The 20,333-nt window shown below is 56.6% G+C and carries 17 protein-coding genes and 1 pseudogene; 16 read left to right on the top strand and 2 right to left on the bottom strand.

The window, feature by feature from the left end; all coding sequences use genetic code 11:
• Nucleotides 1–686: 686 nt before the first annotated feature.
• From ASF69_RS15740 to ASF69_RS15730, 4 genes and pseudogenes are all read left to right on the top strand, one after another.
• A complete protein-coding gene (locus tag ASF69_RS15740) occupies nucleotides 687–941 on the top strand; it encodes a type II toxin-antitoxin system Phd/YefM family antitoxin (RefSeq protein WP_062589099.1) in 255 nt (84 codons plus the stop codon).
• A complete protein-coding gene (locus tag ASF69_RS15735; RefSeq protein WP_062589097.1) occupies nucleotides 938–1,360 on the top strand; it encodes a type II toxin-antitoxin system VapC family toxin in 423 nt (140 codons plus the stop codon). The genes ASF69_RS15740 and ASF69_RS15735 overlap by 4 nt, the downstream gene beginning before the upstream one ends.
• Nucleotides 1,361–1,654: 294 nt before the next feature.
• Nucleotides 1,655–1,870, top strand: a complete 216-nt coding sequence (locus ASF69_RS22830; protein ID WP_244475497.1) for a sigma factor — start codon at nucleotides 1,655–1,657, stop codon at nucleotides 1,868–1,870.
• Nucleotides 1,871–1,962: 92 nt separating this feature from the next.
• Nucleotides 1,963–2,613, top strand: a pseudogene (locus ASF69_RS15730) (TerC family protein); the annotation flags it as partial.
• A 121-nt stretch (nucleotides 2,614–2,734) separates the two neighbouring features.
• On the opposite strand, the gene ASF69_RS15725 reads toward ASF69_RS15730, so the two are convergent.
• Nucleotides 2,735–3,835 carry an ROK family transcriptional regulator gene (locus ASF69_RS15725; RefSeq protein WP_062589096.1) on the bottom strand — a complete coding sequence of 367 codons (1,101 nt, stop codon included), beginning with the start codon at nucleotides 3,833–3,835 and terminating at the stop codon, nucleotides 2,735–2,737.
• A gap of 229 nt (nucleotides 3,836–4,064) precedes the next feature.
• On the opposite strand from ASF69_RS15725, the gene ASF69_RS15720 reads away from it, so the two are divergent.
• The 7 genes from ASF69_RS15720 (at nucleotide 4,065) to ASF69_RS15690 (ending at nucleotide 10,935) form a co-directional block, all read left to right on the top strand.
• Nucleotides 4,065–5,372: an extracellular solute-binding protein gene (locus ASF69_RS15720; RefSeq protein WP_062589094.1), complete on the top strand. Its 1,308-nt coding sequence runs from the start codon at nucleotides 4,065–4,067 to the stop codon at nucleotides 5,370–5,372.
• Between the two features lie 72 nt (nucleotides 5,373–5,444).
• Entirely contained in the window at nucleotides 5,445–6,335 is an 891-nt protein-coding gene (locus ASF69_RS15715) for a sugar ABC transporter permease (RefSeq protein ID WP_062589093.1), read from the top strand.
• Nucleotides 6,336–6,338: 3 nt separating this feature from the next.
• Nucleotides 6,339–7,256 (top strand): ABC transporter permease subunit, encoded by a 918-nt coding sequence (locus ASF69_RS15710; RefSeq protein ID WP_062589091.1) that lies wholly within the window; start codon nucleotides 6,339–6,341, stop codon nucleotides 7,254–7,256.
• 4 nt (nucleotides 7,257–7,260) lie between these two features.
• Entirely contained in the window at nucleotides 7,261–8,385 is a 1,125-nt protein-coding gene (gene ugpC / locus ASF69_RS15705; protein ID WP_062589088.1) for a sn-glycerol-3-phosphate ABC transporter ATP-binding protein UgpC, read from the top strand.
• Nucleotides 8,382–9,212: a glycerophosphodiester phosphodiesterase family protein gene (locus ASF69_RS15700; RefSeq protein WP_062589087.1), complete on the top strand. Its 831-nt coding sequence runs from the start codon at nucleotides 8,382–8,384 to the stop codon at nucleotides 9,210–9,212. Before ugpC ends, ASF69_RS15700 begins: the two co-directional genes overlap by 4 nt.
• A 26-nt stretch (nucleotides 9,213–9,238) precedes the next feature.
• Nucleotides 9,239–10,069, top strand: a complete 831-nt coding sequence (locus ASF69_RS15695) for a glycerophosphodiester phosphodiesterase family protein (RefSeq protein WP_062589085.1) — start codon at nucleotides 9,239–9,241, stop codon at nucleotides 10,067–10,069.
• The gene (locus ASF69_RS15690) at nucleotides 10,066–10,935 is read left to right on the top strand and encodes an inositol monophosphatase (RefSeq protein ID WP_062589082.1); all 870 of its coding nucleotides are present in this window, start codon (nucleotides 10,066–10,068) and stop codon (nucleotides 10,933–10,935) included. The genes ASF69_RS15695 and ASF69_RS15690 overlap by 4 nt, the downstream gene beginning before the upstream one ends.
• 113 nt (nucleotides 10,936–11,048) lie before the next feature.
• On the opposite strand, the gene ASF69_RS15685 is transcribed toward ASF69_RS15690, so the two are convergent.
• Nucleotides 11,049–12,062 carry a LacI family DNA-binding transcriptional regulator gene (locus tag ASF69_RS15685; RefSeq protein WP_082469754.1) on the bottom strand — a complete coding sequence of 338 codons (1,014 nt, stop codon included), beginning with the start codon at nucleotides 12,060–12,062 and terminating at the stop codon, nucleotides 11,049–11,051.
• 194 nt (nucleotides 12,063–12,256) lie between these two features.
• Between ASF69_RS15685 and ASF69_RS15680 the strand changes: the two genes are divergently transcribed.
• The 5 genes from ASF69_RS15680 to ASF69_RS15660 all read left to right on the top strand — a co-directional run bounded on the left by ASF69_RS15680 (nucleotide 12,257) and on the right by ASF69_RS15660 (nucleotide 20,324).
• Entirely contained in the window at nucleotides 12,257–14,185 is a 1,929-nt protein-coding gene (locus ASF69_RS15680; protein ID WP_062589078.1) for an ABC transporter substrate-binding protein, read from the top strand.
• Nucleotides 14,186–14,284: 99 nt separating this feature from the next.
• Nucleotides 14,285–16,399 (top strand): family 10 glycosylhydrolase, encoded by a 2,115-nt coding sequence (locus tag ASF69_RS15675; protein ID WP_062589075.1) that lies wholly within the window; start codon nucleotides 14,285–14,287, stop codon nucleotides 16,397–16,399.
• A gap of 28 nt (nucleotides 16,400–16,427) precedes the next feature.
• Nucleotides 16,428–17,414 (top strand): ABC transporter permease, encoded by a 987-nt coding sequence (locus ASF69_RS15670; protein ID WP_062589073.1) that lies wholly within the window; start codon nucleotides 16,428–16,430, stop codon nucleotides 17,412–17,414.
• A gap of 10 nt (nucleotides 17,415–17,424) precedes the next feature.
• The gene (locus ASF69_RS15665) at nucleotides 17,425–18,600 is read left to right on the top strand and encodes an ABC transporter permease (RefSeq protein WP_062589070.1); all 1,176 of its coding nucleotides are present in this window, start codon (nucleotides 17,425–17,427) and stop codon (nucleotides 18,598–18,600) included.
• An 11-nt stretch (nucleotides 18,601–18,611) separates the two neighbouring features.
• Nucleotides 18,612–20,324 (top strand): ABC transporter ATP-binding protein, encoded by a 1,713-nt coding sequence (locus ASF69_RS15660; RefSeq protein ID WP_062589069.1) that lies wholly within the window; start codon nucleotides 18,612–18,614, stop codon nucleotides 20,322–20,324.
• Nucleotides 20,325–20,333: the final 9 nt, after the last annotated feature.

Here is a 20,333-nt window from a genome sequence, read left to right as displayed (position 1 = left end):
GAGAACGAACGAGAAGAGTGCCGCGGCCAGAACACCGAGCACGCGTGCGCGACCTGGATGAGCCTGCCTTTCCCAAAGGAGAAGCAACGCTGACACCAGTAGCGTTCCGACGGTTAAGTACCAAAGGGTTTGTAAATCGATCTGCATTGCTCTGCCCCCTTGCGTCAAAGCCTACAGCGTGGTCTTTATAAGATTCTTTACGCCGCCTCTCATATTGTCGACATGGTTGGCTTAGCGTTAAGCGTGCTATTGGGCGTCGGCACAAAAGCTAGGGCTACGGCATGAGCTGCGAATATAGCGCGCCTGGGAGAGACTAATGTTTCCATGAGCCCAAAACGGGCGCCTTTTGATAGAACCAATAGGTTAAGCGTTGGTCTGAATATCAAACAGGTCAGAGGTTCTGAATCTCTTCAAGGCGAAGACGGCAAGGATTGGCCTGATGGGTGCGGACATGTTCCGTAACCATCTGTTTTCGGTTGAGCGATTCGATTTCAATCAGTTGAGATCGAAGTTTCAATCAGTCACGCTTTGACTTTCAATCCGTTAGTATCGTAATCGCAGATGGTTATCGAGAGGTGATGCTGTCGCGCTTGATCCGAGGCTGCTCGAGCCAGACACGCAAGCGGACATTGTGCAGGGCAATCAAAGGCGCTATATGTAGGCACGTTCCTACACGGGAGGCGCATATGGCCACTATCAGCTTGACTAGCCGCGAATTGAATCATGATGTTGGCAGAGCGAAAAAAGCTGCTGAAGCGGGGCCTGTCGTCATCACTGATCGAGGTAAACCTTCGCACGTGTTGATGACATATGGTGATTTTGAGCGTCTCACAGGCAAGCGTCACAATCTTGTGGATGCGCTTTCAATGCCTGGATTGTCGGATATCGATTTTGATCCGTCTCGATCGGTCATAGCAACTCGAGAAGTTGATCTGTCTTGAGATATCTGCTCGATACGAACGTTGTCTCTGAGCTTCGCAAGGTTGGTGACGGTCGAGCTGATCTGAATGTGACGGCTTGGCTAAGCGGGCAGGATTCCCGTGATTTATACATTTCTGCTATAACGATTCTGGAGCTTGAGCGAGGGATACTCAGCATCCAACGGCGTGACGTTGAGCAGGGCGCTCGCTTACGAACCTGGATGGATAGCCGAGTTCGCCCGGAGTTTGCTCAGCGTATCATTGCTATCGATGAAGCAATCGCGACGCGGTGTGCCCACTTGCACATTCCGGATCGCCGAAATGAAGCTGATGCACTCATTGCGGCCACGGCAGCCGTGCACGGGCTGGTGGTCGTTACACGCAACATTAGAGACTTCGGGGGAACCGGCGTTATTCTCGTGGACCCGTGGCGCGCCTAAGGAAAAGCGCGCAGGGCAACTCAGTCGAGTTCGTTACAATACAGAGGTCGGCGGTTCAGCTCCTTCAAGAGCAGGGTTACATGACAGCGTGGGGGGGACCGAGTCCTTTCTAGATGGTCAGTTTTCAACGTTTTGAGCTGTCGACGTGCGACGACCGATGTACGTGGAGCAAAGTGACTGGCACTGTTGCTTGTAAATTCTAAACCGCAGTGATCAGTGCGTCGAGCTACAACTGTTAGGATTCATTTTGATTCCTGCTGGAATAAATCTTGCCAGGACTACGTATATTAAGACGTGGACCCTGCGAACCGACCGTTTGACGTAGTTGGACAGCTATCGAGCTTGAGACGATACGCCCGCTCGCTTGTACGAAACACCAGCGATGCTGACGACCTCGTACAGGACGCGCTTGTAAAAGCCTACGAGCGCCAACGCTCGCAACTGGCTCTTGTCGATCCTGCACAACACGCATATCGATCGCTACAGATCAGCCTCCGCTCGACAGCGTAGGGATGACATCGTTTCGGGAGACTCATCGCTCTCCTATCCAGCGCCCCAGGAGCAGAGCGCGTACCTTTCACAGGTCAAGAATATTCGAATGGATGTCCGACCCAGCCGCCTGGGCGGGCCTTGCCACCCTGATCGTCCTCGAAATCGTATTGGGGATCGACAACCTCGTCTTCATTGCCATCCTCGCAGACAAGCTACAGGAACATCAGCGCGAGAAAGCGCGTCTGATCGGTCTCGGGCTCGCATTTGGCATGCGGCTCATCCTGCTGGCCTCCATCGCCTGGATCGTCACGCTGACCTCGCCATTGTTTACTTTTCTAAGCGTCGTACTCTCAGGACGTGACCTCATTCTGATCTTCGGCGGTGTGTTCCTGCTGTTCAAGGGAACGATGGAACTGCACGAGCGTCTGGAAGGGCACACCGAGCGCACGGACGGTCCAGTCGAGCATGCCATCTTATGGCAGGTGCTCGTGCAGATCGTGGTTCTCGACGCGGTCTTCTCCCTCGACAGCGTGATCACTGCCGTCGGCATGGTGCAGCATCTCTCGGTGATTATGATCGGCGTCATTGTCGCCATGGGTGTCATGATGGCAGCCTCCAAACCATTGATAGCATTCGTGTCCAAACATCCGACCGTTGTCATTCTATGCCTGGGCTTCCTGATCGGCTTCTCGCTGATCGTTGAAGGCCTTGGGTTCCATATTCCGAAGGGCTACCTCTACGCAGCCATCGGCTTTTCGGTCAAACGCGCATTGTGGTCTTGCTGCAAGTGTCACTTCAGAGCACGATCGACGGCAATCGAAATGACATCACGGTGGTTCGATTCCGCTTAAGAGCTTAGACAGTTTGTTGGTTTCCGTTTGCTCAGTAGAACATTCGTCGGAATGGGATAATCGCCGCTCCCATGGCGGCTGCGTCGGACGCGATCTCCGATATGACCAGTTCGGGCCCCCCTCTATGAACACCATAACGTGGCCGGTCGAAAATTTTTGTGCGTTCAATCAGCATCGATGCCAGCATGTGCGGGATCTGGCCGCCAAATACTATCGCTTGTGGATCAAGTGTGGATCGGATCGCGTTGACGAGGCGGTTATAAGCGGGCGTTACGGTCTCCACCCATTCCAATACGCCCGGCCACTCAGGATCGAAATGACGGCGCATGTAGTGTATTGAAGGCACATTCACGCCATTCCTGTTTATCTGATCGATTAGATATTGAAGTGCGGGACGCCGTTTCGTTTCAATTTCATCATAAAGACCGGAAAACTCGCCCGCGTTCCCTCTGCCACCCTGTAACAACTCGCCATCGATGATCACTCCGCCACCAAAACCGTAATTGAAACTGAGATACGCAAAATCGCTCGTAAAGCGGCCAATCCCGAACATTGATTCTGCGACGGCGCCCGATTTTCCGCCATTGATGACCCATACTGGCCGGCTAAAGAGGTCAGATACGATTGGCCCAAGTTCAATCATCGACCACTCACGGAGCGGCAGCGGTGCATTATGGCGCGTTCCCTCGACGTGATAGCCAGCAATCGCAAACCCTATTCCGAATAGATCGTCGTCCGCTAGGTTGTTTTGCTGCTGCAACTCGACCACCTGTTTTTTTACGGAGTGAAGCGCTTCTTGCATCGTCGTTTTAAGAAGCGGCACTTCGCGTTCGCCAACGATATTACCTGCCAGATCAATGATGCAGATTCCAATGATGTCGGTATTAACGGATATGCCACAGGCATAGGCGAACGAGCCGTTGAGGTGAAGCATTGGGCTTGGCTGTCCGCGGCCTAGACCTGCTTTGGCAGACCCCAAAACAATGATCTTTCGTTCGGCCAAGTGGTCGAGAATCCGGTGGACCGACTGCTGGGTAAGATCGGTATACTCGTTGATTTCAGAACGAGAAATCCCGGGTTGTCGCCAGATTAAACGTAGCAACCTGCGCTCATTAGCAGAAACAACTGTCATCTCATCTTGAACGCGAATAAATCGCCGAGCAATTAGAGCTTCCGGAAGATAACGACCCGCCAACAAACCACCCACTTTCCCACGCGCGACATAATATGGCTCCAAGCCGATCTACTGGCGAAGAGGCACGTAGACAAGTCCATTTTGCCGTCATCTGGTTGTTACACATAAAGCGTAACAATCTCCCTCGAGATCAATCATCTTTCAAAACACCCGCTGCGAGGGCGAAATGAACAAGTTTACACTGGCTGCTATGGTCGCAGCACTGACCAATACGGCCTCTGCTCAGGCTGCCACTATTGAGTTCTGGTACGGCAACACGGGCGCGGTTGAGACCGCGATAAAGGCTCAGTGCGACGCCTTCAACACCTCGCAAAGCGAGCACAAGGTCAACTGCATTGGTCAAGGCTCTTACGAAGTGTCGATGCAGAAGGCGATTGCCGCCTACCGCGCCAAGAACCACCCGGTTCTCATCCAGTTCTTCGACGCCGGCACGCTCGATCTGATGTTGTCGGACGCCGTCGAGCCGGTTCAGGACCTGATGCCGAACGTCAAATGGGACCAGTATATTGCCGGTGCCCGCGCCTATTACGAAACCTCGAAGGGCAAGCTGTTCGCCCAGCCCTACAATTCCTCGACCCTGCTGTTCTACACGAACAAAACCGAGCTTGAGAAAGTCGGCATCACCCAGACGCCGACGACCTGGGAGGGCGTTATCGAGGCCGCCCGCAAGCTGAAAGCGGCCGGCCATGCCTGCCCGTTCGTGACTGATGGCGATACCTGGCGCGTGCTCGAGCAGTTCTCCGCCCGTCACGGTCTGCCGATCGCCACCAAGCACAACGGTTATGACGGCCTCGACGCCGAATATGTCATCAACACCACCTATGCCGCCAAGCATCTCGCCAACCTGGTCGAGTGGCGCAAGGAAGGTCTCGTTCGCCTCGCAGCGGATACCAAGGCAGGCAACTACACCGCCGCCTTCAATGCCGGCGAATGCGCAATGATGGAACAGTCTTCCGGTTCCTACGCTGCCGCTGCCAAGGCATTTGACGGCAAATACGAACTGACGGTCAGCATGGCGCCGATGTACAAGGGTTACAACCGTTACAACACCTTTGTCGGCGGGGCTTCCATCTACGTCATGAAGGGTCACGACAAGGCCGAGATCGAGGCTGCGAAAGCCTTCCTCGATTTCCTGCGCAAGCCGGAACAGCAGATGTTCTTCACTGCCGCAACGGGTTACGTACCCGTCACCACCGACGTTCTAGATACCATCGCCAAAAGCCCGGACGCCAATTCGCCGAAATACGCAACCGCCAAGGTCGGCGTCGAATCCATGAACCAGCCGGCCACGGCCGATACCCGCGGCATCCGTCTAGGCTTCTATGTGCAGTTCCGCGAAGTTTTCATGGAAGAAACCCAGAAGGCCTTTGCCGGTCAGCAGACCATGCAGGTGGCGCTCGACAACACCAAGAAGCGCGGCGACCAGCTGCTGCGCCGCTTCGAGCAGACCTACAAGGGTAAGACGCTTCCCTGATCTGGACTTTGTCTTCCAGCATGGGGCGGGTCGCCGCCCCATGTACTCTTTCTGTGTCTGGAATTTTATCCCATGTCGTTGGAATCCTCCATGTTCGGCCATCGCTGGTTGCCGCTGCTTCTGGTAGCGCCGCTGATGTTGCTGATCCTGCTATTCTTTTACGTGCCGGTTTTTCAGGCCTTCTACTGGTCGTTTTTCCTGGAGCAGCCGTTTGGCGGCGACTCGGAATTTGTCGGTTTTCAGAATTTTGCGCGTGTTCTCTCCGGTCCGGAATTCTGGGCAGCCGCCGGCCGCACCGTTATCTTCATGCTGACGGCATCGTCACTTGCGGTCGTCGTGCCGCTGATGCTGGCGATCGCCGCTGACCGCAAGCTCGGTCTCTCTTACGCGGCGCGCAACATCTTCGTCTGGCCCAAAGGCATCGCCGGCGCCTCGATCGGCGTCGTGTTCGCCTTCATCTTCAATCCGTTCGTCGGGCTGATGGCACCGCTTAATTCGCTATTTCCCGGTCTGTGGAACCCTGGTATCGACGGTACGGACGCATTTGTGACGCTGGTGGCTGCACATGTCTGGAGCGGCATTCCTTTCAATTTCGTCATCCTGCTTGCCGGCCTGCGCTCGATCCCGCCAACCATGTATCAGGCATCGGCCATGGACGGCGCCGGTCCCTGGCGGCGCATTTTCGATGTGCAGCTGCCGCTGATCCTGCCGCAACTGTTCCTGACCTTCGTTCTGGAATTCACTGAAAGCATCACTTCGGTCTTCGCGCTGATCGATACTATCACCGGCGGTGGTCCGGGCGGCTCGACGACGCTGCTCGTATACAAAATCTATGTCGATGGTTTCCGCGGATTCGATCTTTCCGGCGCTTCCACCCAGACGGCCATCCTGATGGTTTTTGTCCTTCTTCTCGCAGCTTGCCAGTTCTTCTTTCTCGGCCGGCGCATTAATTACGAGCGCTGAGCCATGGTCGAAAACGCACGCTCCATCAACATTGTCGCCAGCATCCTGCTGGCCATCGGTATCCTCTACATCGTTGGGCCCTTGTACCTCACGCTGTCCACCGCCTCTCAATCCTATGAATATATGCTGCAGAACGGCCTTGCCTGGGTGCCGGGCACTGAGCTGTTCGCCAATATGAGCAAGGTCATATATGACACCCGCATTCCGGTGCAGATGCTCAACAGCCTGATCGTGGCGTTTTCCAACGCGCTTGGCACCTGCGTCCTGTCTTTCCTGTCGGCCTATGCGATCGTTTATTTCCGCATTCGCTGGGGGGGTGTGGTCTTCGCCCTGATTCTCGCCACCATCATTCTGCCACTCGATATCCGCGTCATCACCACATATCAGGTGGCATCCAACATCTTTTCTCCACTCAATGCGGTGCTGGATTTCACCCGCCTAAACAGCCTGATCGAGATAATTTTCGGCGCGCCGATCCAGCTCGAACTGAGCGTGCTCGATACGCATTTCGGGTTGATCGCGCCGCTGGTGGCGCATGGCACCGGCACGTTTCTGTTCCGCCAGTTCTTCCTGACGCTGCCCAAGGACCTGTTCAAGGCGGCGCGTATGGATGGGGCAGGGCCGATCCGTTTTCTTATCGACATCCTTCTGCCGTTGGCCCGATCCAGCTTTGCCTCGCTGTTCGTGCTCACCTTTCTCAGCGGCTGGACGCAATATCTATGGCCGCTGGTCGGCGCCTCGACGCCCGATATGCAGACTGCCGTGGTCGGCCTTGCCCGCCTCGTGCCGGACGCCGACGGCCAGGTGCCCGATTTTCCGATGATCATGGCCGGCGCTGTGCTCGTCTCTCTCGTTCCGCTGACGATGATCGCGCTTCTGCAGCGGTTTCTCGTTCAGGGCCTCGTTCTTTCGGAGAAATGATCCCATGACCGACATTGACACAGCCATCCGCGCCGCCGCAGCCGAGATCGAGCTTATCGGAGTCACCAAGTCCTATGACTTCAAAAACACCATCATCCCGCCGATCGACGTCTCGCTGCGTCCGGGTGAATTTACTGTGGTTCTCGGCCCATCGGGTTGCGGCAAGTCCACGCTTTTGCAGATGATCGCCGGCCTTGAACGTGTATCCGGCGGCAAGATCATCATCGGCGGCCGCGAGGTGCAGGATCTGGAGCCAAAACATCGCGGCTGCGCCATGGTGTTCCAGAACTATGCGCTCTACCCACACATGACGGTCGCGGAAAACATGGCCTATAGCCTCAAGGTCGCCGGCGTCTCCAAGGCCGACCGTGCCGAGCGTGTCGGCACGGTCGCAAAAATGCTCGGCCTTGCCGATTTCCTGACCCGCAAGCCGAGCCAGCTTTCCGGCGGTCAGCGCCAACGTGTTGCCATCGGCCGCGCAATCATCCGTGAGCCCGGCGTACTGCTGTTCGATGAACCGTTGTCGAACCTCGATGCGCAGCTGCGCCACGACATGCGCGTCGAGCTTGCCGAACTGCATCGCCGCATCGGCGCCACCAGCGTGTTCGTCACCCACGACCAGGTTGAAGCGATGACGCTGGCAGACCGCATTCTCATTCTCAACAAGGGGCATATCGAGCAGTTCGATACGCCGAAGGCGATCTATCATCGTCCCGCTTCCGTCTTCGTCGCAAAATTCATCGGTTCGCCGCCGATGAACATTCTTCAGGTTGAAGGGGATGGTTCCGTGCTGCGGCTGGCTGACGGTCAGGTGGTCGCCAGCTATTCAGGTAAGAACAAATTCCAGCTCGGCATCCGCCCGGAAGATATCGCCGTCAACGCGGGCGGTTCGATCAAAACGGAAATCCGTTATCGAGAGGACCTCGGCTCGCACGAAGTTCTCGAAACGAAGATTGCCGACCAGAATCTCCGGATCGCCATGCCCTTCGGCGTCGAGATCGATACGACGCAGACTTTGTCGCTGTCCTTCCCGCAGGCGCGCCTGCATCTCTTTGACGGTGAAACCGGCCGCGCCATCGCCAACGCCTTCGGTGACGCGCAACCGGCCCCGGTGAAGGAATACCAGTGAATTACAGGGAATTTATCGCCGACAAGACCCGCGGTTGCGCCGTGGTTGCGCATCGCGGCATCTGGCGCAATGCGCCGGAAAACAGCCTGATCGCTATCCAGCGTGCCATTGATGCCGGTTGTGATGTAGTCGAAATCGATATTCGCCGCAGCGCAGATGGTGGTCTTTTTCTGCTACATGACGAGACGCTGGAGCGCATGACAGGTCTCGGTCAGCCGCCGGAAGCCTTGTCTTCGCAAGATCTCTCGGTCCTGCGCCTGCGCGACCGCGATGGCGGCGAGGGCAATGGTTCCACGCTGGAAAAGCTGCCGAGCCTTGTCGAGGTGTTCGACCTGACGCGGGGCCGCATCTTTGTACATCTAGACGTCAAGGAGCGCGAAGTCATTCCAGATGTGATTGCTCTCGCAAAGGACATGCGTGTCGCGCATCAGGTCGACGTCTGGGCCTCGCTGAAAACAGAAAAGGTTCTTGGCTGGATCCGCGATACGATCATGCCGCATGAAATCCTGTTTTTGGCAAAGACCCGGCTCAACGTGCCTGGTGCAGCCACGCAACTCTCCTTGCTGGAAGACCTCTCCCCATCCGTCTGCGAAATCTATTTCGACAGGGTGGAAGAGCTGGCTGCCCTGAAGAACCTTACCCGTAACACCGGCATGGCGCTCTGGGTCAACACGCTCGACAGCGTCGCCTGCGCCGGCTTCACCGATGAGAGGGCCCTTGCTGATCCCGATGCCGTCTGGGGACGGCTGATCGATGCCGGCATTTCGGTCATCCAGACCGATGAGGCTCCTGCTCTCAAATCCTATCTCGCAGCCCGCCGCACCTAATTAAAATCTCCCAAGGAAAATATGAAATGACGCATTACGTAGATTATATCGCTGACCAGAAACGCGCGCCCGCCATCGTTGCCCACCGAGGCGCATGGCATGGAGCTCCCGAAAACAGTCTTGCAGCCATCGAGCGGGCGATCGCCGTAGGTGCAGACATTGTTGAGCTCGATATCCGAAAAAGCGCTGACGGTGAACTTTTTATCATGCACGATGACACGCTATTGCGCATGGCCGGTATCGACCGCGACGCTGAAACTTTTACCATGGCCGAACTGCGGGCCATCTCCTTGCGTGAGGACGATGGCGGCGAGCATCGCACCACGACCGACCAACGCATTCCGACGCTGAAACAGGCATTCGAAATCATCCGTGGCCGCATCTTTGCAGACCTCGATCTCAAGGACCGTGGCCTGTTTTCACAAGTCGCAGCCTGCGCTCGTGATATGAATGCTGCATCATACGTGGACCTGAAAACGAACGTCATGACACGCGAGGAATTGGACTGGGTGCGCGCCCAGCATATCAATGGGGTGGCTTTCATGGCGATGTCAAAATTCACCGCCGAAACCATTTACCAAACCATGGCGTTGCTGTCGGAAATCAAACCCTTCATGTGCGAAATACGTTTCGACAGCCTCCAAACAATCAAGGCGAACCGGCAGATGTTCCGCGATGTGAACATGGCGCTGTGGACGAATACGCTCAACATGGAAGCGAGCGGTGAATGGGTGGACAAGGCGGCGCTTGTCGATCCTGACCGCATCTGGGGCTCGTTAATCGATGCTGGTGTCAGCGTTTTCCAGACGGACGAGCCGGAAGCGCTTAAGACCTATCTTGAAGGCCGGCGCACATGAGCAACGTAAACGATGAGCTGCTGAATGAACTGATGGCCATCATGCGGGATACCGCGGACCGGGAAATCTTGCCGCGTTTCCGTTCTGTTTCGTCGGAAACCATTCGCGCAAAAACCGTGGCGGACGATATCGTCACCGATGCTGATATTGCCTCTGAGCGGGTGATCAGCGAGAAGCTGAAGGCACGCTTGCCGGGCATCACCATTATCGGCGAGGAAGCCGTCTCCGATGACCCGTCCATCCTCGGGGATCTTGCGACCGCGGATCTGGCGGCTGTCATCGATCCGATTGATGGCACTTGGCATTTTGCCCATGGCACGCCGATGTTTGGCAGCATTCTCGCCATTGTTTCTCGCGGTGAAACTATTGCCGGCATCATCTATTACCCAGTTTTAGGCGATTTCCTGGTAGCAAGGCCGGGGCAGGGCGCCTGGCATGTGGCGGGAGATGGTACGAAAACGCGTCTTTCAGTCGCCGCTTCGACCCCAATCGAAGAAATGCACGGCTTCATTCCGCTACACATGTTCGATCCGGACTTACGGGAGAAACTGGCGCCGCGTATCACAAGATTCCTCCGGGTTACCACATGGCGCTGTTCAGCCTGGGAATACCGGATGCTGGCGACAGGCGCGATGAGCTTCTGCCTCAACGAGAGCCTAAAGCCGTGGGATCATGCAGCCGGCGTGCTCATCCACGCAGAAGCAGGTGGCTATGCTGCTACCATGGACGGCGAATCGTACCGTTCAACTATGACGGAAGGACATCTCTTAGCCGCGCCGAGCAAGGAGTCATGGACGGACGTGCAAATCGCACTCCATCCTGATATCGTCCCGTCTCCATTAGAAGCTCGAGGAGAACGCGATTGAGAATATGTGTGCCCCTAAAGCTTGTACATCATTGAAACTGGTTATAAATTTCGGTGGCGTACGTTCGAGTAAAAACAGGTCGCCAATTCATATTCGTTCGAGGCGGTCTGTTTTCATCGCTCGAAATGTGTCAACCATTTCGGATGATTAGGCGCAGGCCCCGATGAGCGACGCTCGATGAAGGTCGATGCGATAAGAATGCGTTTTGCAACGACCGGCTGCCCTCTTGTTTCGATACGTTCCAGCAGTAGGCGCATTGCTGTAGCGCCCATCTCCCCACCTTGTACCCTGATGGTCGTCAGGGGAGGAGATATCTGGGTCGCGGCGGAAAAATCACCGAATCCGACAACGGACATGTCTTCTGGTATGCGGTAGCCACGTGCTAGTAGCTCGGAAACAGCGGTGAGCGCCAGCCCATCGTGAGCGCAAAACAGGGCTGTGGGTGCGATTCCCTCAGTGTGAAGAGTTTGTAGCGCAGGGATAAAGCCTCCATCTTCATCAAAGCGCAGAATATGCAGTTTTGCATCTGTGTGTTGCTCTAAACTTTCGCGCAGACCGTGGTATCGTTCCATACGACCGCGATAGCCTTCCTGCCCCTGCACGAAAGCGATGTCGCGATGCCCAAGCCCAAACAAATACTCGCCGACCGCTATGCCTGCTTCGTGGTCCGTCCCGCCGACATGATCAGCCTTTTCAAGTGGAAACACCCACCCCAGTCGAACCGATGGCACGCCGGACGCTCTTACAATGTCCAGCGTCTTTTGTTCATGCGGCCCAACAAGGATGATGCCTGAGCTATCCTCCACCATCGCCTCGACCCTGTCGGCGTCGTGCGTCCACTGCAATCGTACGGCCTGACTCAGTCGATGCGCCTCCTTCTGCATGCCGTCCTGCAGCATCGTCCGTAACTCGTAGCTCACGCTATCGACCTGATCGTGAAAGATTAGTGTGATCTCGCGTTGCCCATCGGCAGCTTTCTGGCGTTGGTAGCCCAGCATTGCGGCAGCGTGCTCGACTCGTCTGCGCGTCGTCTCGCTGACCCCGGCTTTTCCTGAGAGTGAGCATGAGACGGCAAATTTCGACAGGCCGGTATAATCGGCAATGTCCTGCAATGTCACTTTGCGCATAACGCGTGCTCCCATTGTGATGCCGCGAACAAAATAAAATTTAACATAACGCTTTACCTAACAAATTACATTATGCAAGCTAAACAAACACGGTCGTGCAAGCTATCTGTTTAGCGACGCAGCCGTGTCATATTGCGGGGTCGATCCTGAGGAGGAGAGGTAAACTCGCGATACTTGATTGGAGGAGGAAACAAATGCAAGGATTCAATCGCCGCGCGTTTCTCGCTGCGAGCACTGCTGCCGTCGTACTGCCCGCCCTGCAAGCCTTTGCGCAAACGAGCACTGTTCAAGAACCCGCCATACTGGACGCCATCGTCAAGGGCGGCAAGCTGCCAGCCGTTGCAAACCGCCTGCCAATCAACCCGCTGGTCGTCACACCGCTTGACCGCGTCGGAACACACGGCGGTGACTGGAACAGCGCGATCGTCGGTGGCGGATCCCTGTCCATGCTGTTCCGCTATCAGGCTTACGAGCCGTTGTTGCGGTACGAGCCGGATTGGTCCGGCGTGGTGCCGAATGTCGCAGAGCATTATGAGAGCAACGCCGATGCCACCGAGTTTACCTTCAGGCTGCGCAAGGGCATGAAATGGTCGGACGGCGAACCGTTCACCACTGATGACATCATGTTCTGGTACGAGGATATCTTCGATTACGAGGGCCTCAACGATATCGGCCAGAACCATCTGCGCGCAGGTGGAAAGAAGGCCCGCTTCGAAGCCGTGGACGATGTCACGTTCAAGGTTATTTTCGCAGCACCCAACGGTCTGTTTCCGCTTCGGCTGGCATGGGCCAATGATGACCAGACGACCCGCGCGCCGAAACACTATCTCAAGCAGTTCCACATTAAATACAACCCCAACGCAGAACAGGAAGCCAAGACGAAGGGCGCTTCAGGCTGGATCCAGCTATTTCAGCGCGAAGCGGGTCTAGTGGTAGACAACGAGTTCTTCCAGAATTCGCAGCGCCCCGTTATCCATGCCTGGAAGATGGCGGTAGCACCGGGACAAAGCACTGATCGCGCCATCGCCGAGCGCAACCCGTTCTACTGGAAGGTCGATTCTGAGGGAAATCAACTGCCTTACATCGATCGCATTGTCTACCAGATGGTCGCCGATGCACAGGTATTGCTGTTGAAGGCGATGCAGGGCGAAATAGATCTGATGGATCAGTATATCGCCACGCCAGCCAATCGGGCCGTGCTTTACGATTCGCAGGAACAGGGCCAGTTTGGCCTGTATACGCTGACATCGACAGAAACCAACGAGATGGTGTTCCAGCTCAACCTCAACCATCCGGATGAAGCCAAGCGCAAGCTCTACGGTAACAAGGATTTCAGGGCAGCGCTTTCGATGGCGCTGGACCGGCAGGCGATCATCGACACGGTGTTCATCGGCCAGGGAACGATCTCACAACCCGCAGTGCGGGCTGAAGACCCCCTTTACAACGAACGTCTGGCCACGCAATTCACCCAGTACGATCCCGATACGGCCAACGCTCTGCTAGACAAGATACTTCCCAACAAGGATGGCGAAGGCTTTCGGCAGGATGAAAATGGCAAGCGAGTGACAGTCATATTCGAGATCGATCAGGCCCGCACTACCTTCCTTGACATCTTTCAGCTGGCGCTGCCGATGTTTCATGCGGTGGGGGTGGACGTGCAAATGCGAAGCATGGATCGTTCGCTATGGGAGGTTCGTGTTCGCCAAGGCATCGACTATGACGCGACCGCACACCGCTTCGGCGGCAATGGCGGCATCGCGGCCATTCTCGACCCTCGCTATTTCATTCCCAACACGACCGAGGCGCTGTACGCCAAGGGATGGCAGCTGTGGTACCGCGATCCAGCGTCCAAAGGTGCGGTCGAGCCGCCGCAGCCGGTCAAGGATGCATTGGCGCGTTACGACCGTGTGCTGGGCTCGCCGGACCCGGAGGTGCAGCGAAAGCTGATGACGGAAATACTGGAGATCGCTGCCGACCAGTTTTACGTTTTCGGCGTGTGCCTGCCTAGCGACAGCTACGGTGTGGTCAAGAACAATATGCAGAACGTTCCCAAATCCATGCCGAATTCATGGGGATATCCGACGCCCGGGCCCGCCAACCCCGAAACATTTTTCAAGGCCTGATCCACCGTCCCATCCCGGCACCCGACACCGGGATGCGCACATCAACGTTACAAACGCGCTTGATGGGCGCGACGGCATTCTATTGTCATTGGAGACCACATGTTGCATCGACCAACCGTCATTTCCGAAACTGCCGTTCGCTCTCCCGAATGGTTCAAATCCGCCACTCGCTGGACACAGTTGACGTTTGCGGAAGACGACCCGGCGAAATATGACCCCGAATTCTGGATCGATGTTTTCAAGCGCACCAAGTCGAATGCGGTCTGCCTTTCGGCGGGCGGCTATATCGCCTACTACCCAAGCGAAATTCCCCTTCACTACGTGTCCAGCTTCATCGGCGACTCCGACCCATTCGGCACCATCGTGGAAGGCGCACGCAAAATGGGAATGCACGTCATGGCGCGCGTCGACCCGCACGCCATCCATGCAGATGCGGCAAAGGCCCATCCCGAATGGGTGGCGATCAATGCGGATGGAAGGCCGCGTGAGCATTGGGCATTTCCCGGCATCTACGTCACCGATGCGCTGGGGAGCTATAATCGCGACTTCACTACTGATGTCATTAGCGAAATCGTGACCAAATATGACATTGATGCCGTGTTCGCCAACCGCTGGCAGGGGCATGGCGTGTCCTACAGCGAAGACAATCGCAAACGCTTCAGGCAGGAAACAGGTTTTGATCTGCCGTTGAAACCGGATGCAACCGATCCGGCGTGGCAGGCCTGGGCTGCATGGCGCAGACGCATTCTCACAGAACTCGTGGTCTATTGGGACGAGACAGTCAAATCCATCCGTCCCCATGCCAGCTTCATCCCGAATATGAGTGGATCGTCGCTGATGGAATTCGACCTTTCGCTCATTCAGAAGCATTGCCCGATCCTGTTCGTCGATCACCAGGCGCGCCAGGGCGTGGAAGTCGGCTGGTCCGCCGGGCGTAACGGTAAACGTATTCGTGGAACGTTCCGCGACCGGCCCGTTGGCCTCATCACCTCCATAGGCCCAGAGGAAGAATATCGATGGAAGGATTCCGTCCAGAGCGGCGAGGAAATCAAGCTCTGGATTCAAGATGGCATGGCGCAGGGCCTTTTCCCTTGGTTCACTAAATTCAATGCCTGCGTTCCCGATGACCGCTGGGTGCGGCCTGTTGCGGAAGCCTTCAATCTCCATGCAGACATCGAGCCGCACCTGGAGGGCATGCAGCCAACCGCCGAAATCGCCATCATCGATCCGTCAACGACGCTGCGGCACTGGGCACCGGAGCAGCGCCACATTGCTGAACATAATGATCTTGGCTTTTATCATGCGCTGGTGGAAGCACGCATTCCGTTCGAATTCCTTTCCGATCAGGTCATGAACCCGGATGCATTGGATCGGTTCAAGCTCATCATCCTTGCCAATGCCACGTATCTGTCTGACGACCAGTGCGCGGCCATCGAGCAGTATGTGCGGCGCGGCGGGTCGGTCGTGGCCGCGCATGAAACCTCTCTATATAATGAAGTCGGCAAGCGGCGCGATGATTTCGGCCTGTCGAATGTCTTCGGTGCCTCGCTGACTTCCGCACCTCGTGGGCCTGTCAAGAACACCTATGTCGCGCTGTCGGATCCGCACCCGTTGAATGAGGGTTACGAGGGGGCTAAGCGCATCATTGGCGGCACTCACATGATTGCAGTGGATGCAAATTCGGATGCGGAAACGCCGTTCCTTTACGTTCCCGATTTTCCAGACCTGCCCATGGAGGAAGTCTACCCACGTAAAGCGCCGTGCGGCGCTGCCGTGGTCGCGCGTGAGACGGGCCATGGAGGTCGCGTGGTCTACATTCCATGGAACATCGGCGAAGTCTTCTGGAAGGTACTTGCACCCGATCACGGCAGGCTGATCGCAAACGCCGTGAATTGGGCTCTTGGTCAGGACCATCGTGTGACGGTTGACGGAAAAGGCATCATCGATATCGCCATCTATGAAAACGAGGATGCGATGGCAATCTTCCTCGTCAACCTCACCAACCCGATGATGATGAAAGGTCCCTTGCGGGAGGTCTATCCGATCGGCGAACAGACACTATCGATCGAACTGCCGAAGGGTCGCACGTCAGTCTCGGTGAAATCACTTGTGAAAAACGAGACGGCGTCATGCAAGATCGTTGGCAACCGCGCACAAATCACCGTGCCTTCCATCCATGACCTCGAAACGGTTCATCTGACCTGGCAATCATAAGCCGGATAGCATGTAGCGGGAGGAACCCATGCTGACATATGTGGCGAAGCGCGTTATTTACATGATACCGACCCTATTCGGCATGTCCTTGATCGCATTCATAATCATTCAGTTGCCACCCGGCGATTATCTGACCTCACTTCTTTCCACCATGGCCGATGGCGGGCAGAATCTTGACGAGGCGACGATTGCGCGCCTGCGCGCGCAATATGGTCTCGATCAACCGGTCTATGTCCAGTATTTCGTATGGATCAGCGGAATACTGACCCGTGGCGATTTCGGATATTCTTTCGAGTGGAACCAGCCGGTATCGACCCTGATCTGGGACCGGATGGGTTCGACACTTTTGATCTCGCTTGCAAGCCTACTGCTGGTCTGGGCGATATCGCTCCCAATCGGGATCTATTCCGCGGTCAGGCGCCATTCCTTCGGCGACCATGCCTTTACGCTCCTCGGCTTCATCGGGCTGGCCGTTCCGAACTTCATCATGGCGCTGACGCTGATGTATGCGAGCTACCGGTTTTTAGGCCAAAGCGTTGGCGGGATATTTTCTCCCGCCTTCGTAGATGCGCGGTGGAGCATCGCAAAATTTCAGGACATGCTCAGCCATATGTGGATACCGGTGATCGTCATCGCCATGTCGGGCACTGCTGCCATGATCAGAATTCTGCGGGCAAACCTGTCGGACGAATTAAGCAAGCCCTATGTCATCACGGCCCGCGCCAAGGGTTTGCCCGAGCGCAAGGTTATCGTGAAATACCCCGTCCGCATCGCTCTCAACCCTTTCGTCAGCTCTATCGGCTGGGTACTGCCCGACCTTGTTTCCGGCGTTACCATCACCGCCATCGTGCTGAACCTTCCAACGGCCGGACCGCTTCTGTTGCGGGCGCTGGTCGGTCAGGACATGTATCTGGCCGGAAGTTTCATTCTCCTGATGGGCGTGCTGACACTGGTGGGCATGCTGATCTCAGACATATTGCTTGCGGTGCTCGACCCCCGCATCCGGTTCAATTGAGGGGGTGGCCATGACTATCAACCAGAACCCAACCGTCGCACTGGAAACCGGCCCGGCCATCAGCCCGTTGAAGTCCGGGCGCAAGGTAGCAAGCCTGGAGGCTGCGGGGCAATGGACGCTCATCCGTCAGCGCTTCTTCCGTCACAAGGTCGCCGCCTTTGCCGCAGGCATCATTCTTTTGCTTTATCTCATCGGTGCCTTTGCCGAGTTTCTGGCACCGAGCCTGCCGAACACGTCGCGCCCGCAATACACCTTTGCGCCGCCGCAACGCATTGCGCTGTTTGCACCGACTGCCGATGGTGGGTCGCAATTTCTGCCACATGTGAAGGGCTACAAGATCGAGATCGAGCCGAGAGCCCTTCGCCGCAGCTTCGTCGTCGACGACACAAAAATCATTCCCATCGGATTTTTCGTCAAAGGTGCACCCTACAAGCTGTGGGGCATCATTCCGCTGGAAACGCATCTGGTCGGTCCGCTGAACGCCCGTGACCCGATGTATCTGCTGGGTTCGGACCGGCTCGGACGAGATCTCATGAGCCGACTGATCTATGGAACCCGTGTTTCCATGTCCATCGGCCTTATAGGAGTCGCCATTTCATTGACGCTCGGCGTCGTGATGGGCGCAATCTCAGGCTATTATGGCGGCTGGGTGGACACGCTTATTCAACGCGTCATCGAGATCGTCAGCGCGATGCCGACCATACCGCTCTGGCTGGGGCTGGCCGCCGCCATACCCCTCACCTGGTCGCCGCTATCGGTCTACTTCGTCGTCACGCTGATCGTTTCGCTGTTGAGCTGGACCGGTTTAGCGCGCGAGGTTCGAGGACGATTTTTCGCTCTACGCGGCGATGATTTCGTGACGGCTGCACGGCTGGACGGTGCCGGGGAACGGCGGATCATATTCCGCCACATCCTACCATCTCTGACCAGCCACATTCTGGCGGTGGTGACGCTTGCCATTCCCACCATGATCGTTGCTGAAACCTCACTATCGTTTCTCGGTGTCGGACTGAAACCACCGGTCGTCAGTTGGGGTGTGCTGTTGCAGGACGCACAGAACGTGCGCACGGTTGCTACCGCCCCGTGGCTGTTGATCTGGCCCAGCCTTGCGGTCGTGCTGGCTGTGCTGTCCTTCAATTTCTTCGGCGATGGCCTGCGCGATGCAGCCGACCCCTACGACAGCTGAGAGGACGTGAGATGACAAAGCCCGAAACTTTGCTGGCGGTCAAAGACCTGTCCGTCGATTTCCATCTCAGAACCCATGTACTTCATGCCGTTCGCAAAGTCAGTTTCGACCTTGTACCTGGAAAGACGCTTGCACTGGTGGGAGAGAGCGGTTCAGGCAAATCGGTGACGGCCCGTGCCCTGATGCGGATCATTGACAAGCCCGGACAGATGACCGGTGGCCAGATCGTCCTCAGTGGGCCAAACGGTCCTGTCGATGTCGCGAAATTTGCAGCAAGCAGTCGCGAAGTTCTGGCCATTCGCGGTGGACGGATCGGCCTAATTTTTCAGGAACCTATGAGTTCGTTATCGCCGGTCCACACCATCGGCTCACAGATCATCGAAGCTGTGCGCTTGCATCGACGCGTGTCGAAGAAGCAGGCCCGGGAGCGCTGTATCGAACTGCTGCGGCAGGTGGAGATCCCGCAACCGGAACTGATGGCCGACCGGTACACGTTCGAGTTTTCCGGCGGAATGCGCCAGCGGGCGATGATTGCCATGGCGCTTGCCTGCGACCCAGAAGTCCTGATTGCCGATGAGCCGACGACGGCGCTGGATGTGACGACGCAGGCCGAAATCCTCGATCTCATCAAGCGGCTGCAGGTCGAGCGCGGCATGGCGATGCTGCTCATCACCCACGACATGGGCATCGTTGCCGAAGTCGCGGATGAGGTCGCTGTTATGCGCTTTGGAAAGATAGTCGAAAAAGGCCCGGTAGACGAGATTTTTCACGACAGCCAGCACCCCTACACTCGGCAGCTTCTGGAAGCGACGGTCAAGCTTGAAAGCGGAGCGGCGATCCGCAGGCTGCCGGCGTCGCTGACAGCCAACGTGTCTCCGATCCTTTCGGTGCGCAATCTTTCCAAAATTTACGGCGCACCATCTGGACTGTTTTCGCGGAGTGGCGGTCGCGGTCTGGTGGCCGTGGATGACGCAAATCTCGATTTGTTTGCCGGCGAAAATCTCGGCATTGTCGGTGAAAGCGGCTCGGGCAAAACCACACTTGGACGGATGATACTGCGCATTGTCGAGCCGACCTCCGGGACGATCGCCTATCGCGAAAAAGCCGATGCGGCACCGATCGACGTCACGTCACTGGGCAAAGTGGGTCTGCGCCGCTACCATCAGGATGTGCGTCTCATCTTTCAAGATCCGTTTGCATCGCTCAACCCACGCATGACGGTCAAGCAGATCATCGGCGATCCTCTGGTCATCGCCGGTGGCATGTCCGGCAAAGCGGTGGAGACGCGCGTTGCCGAACTTCTACAAAATGTCGGGCTCGATCCACTGGCGATGGAGAGGTACCCACATGCCTTCTCCGGTGGCCAGCGTCAGCGGATCGGCATTGCAAGGGCGCTTGCCGTCAACCCGATGGTCATCGTCGCCGACGAGGCGACCTCGGCGCTCGACGTCTCGATCCGGAGCCAGATCCTCGACCTCCTGCTCGACATTCAAAAGCAGCTCAATCTCAGCTTTATCTTTATTTCACACGATATCTCGGTGGTCCGCTATTTCTGCGACCGCGTCGCGGTCATGCACAAAGGCAAGATCGTTGAGGTGGGTGACGCGGAAACCATCTGCACCGCCCCCTCGCAGCCTTACACGAAACGATTGATCTCTTCCGTTCCGAACCCCGACCCCCGCAACAAGCGCATGCTGCACCGCCTGCGCGCAGACCAAGTTTGAGGCCATTGC

Origin of the sequence: Rhizobium sp. Leaf311, assembly GCF_001423445.1 — a bacterium.
In the GTDB taxonomy this organism is placed as follows: Bacteria; Pseudomonadota; Alphaproteobacteria; order Rhizobiales; family Rhizobiaceae; genus Agrobacterium.
The sequence above is the reverse complement of the archived record's forward strand: the minus strand, read 5'-3'. Positions and strand labels throughout refer to the sequence as shown.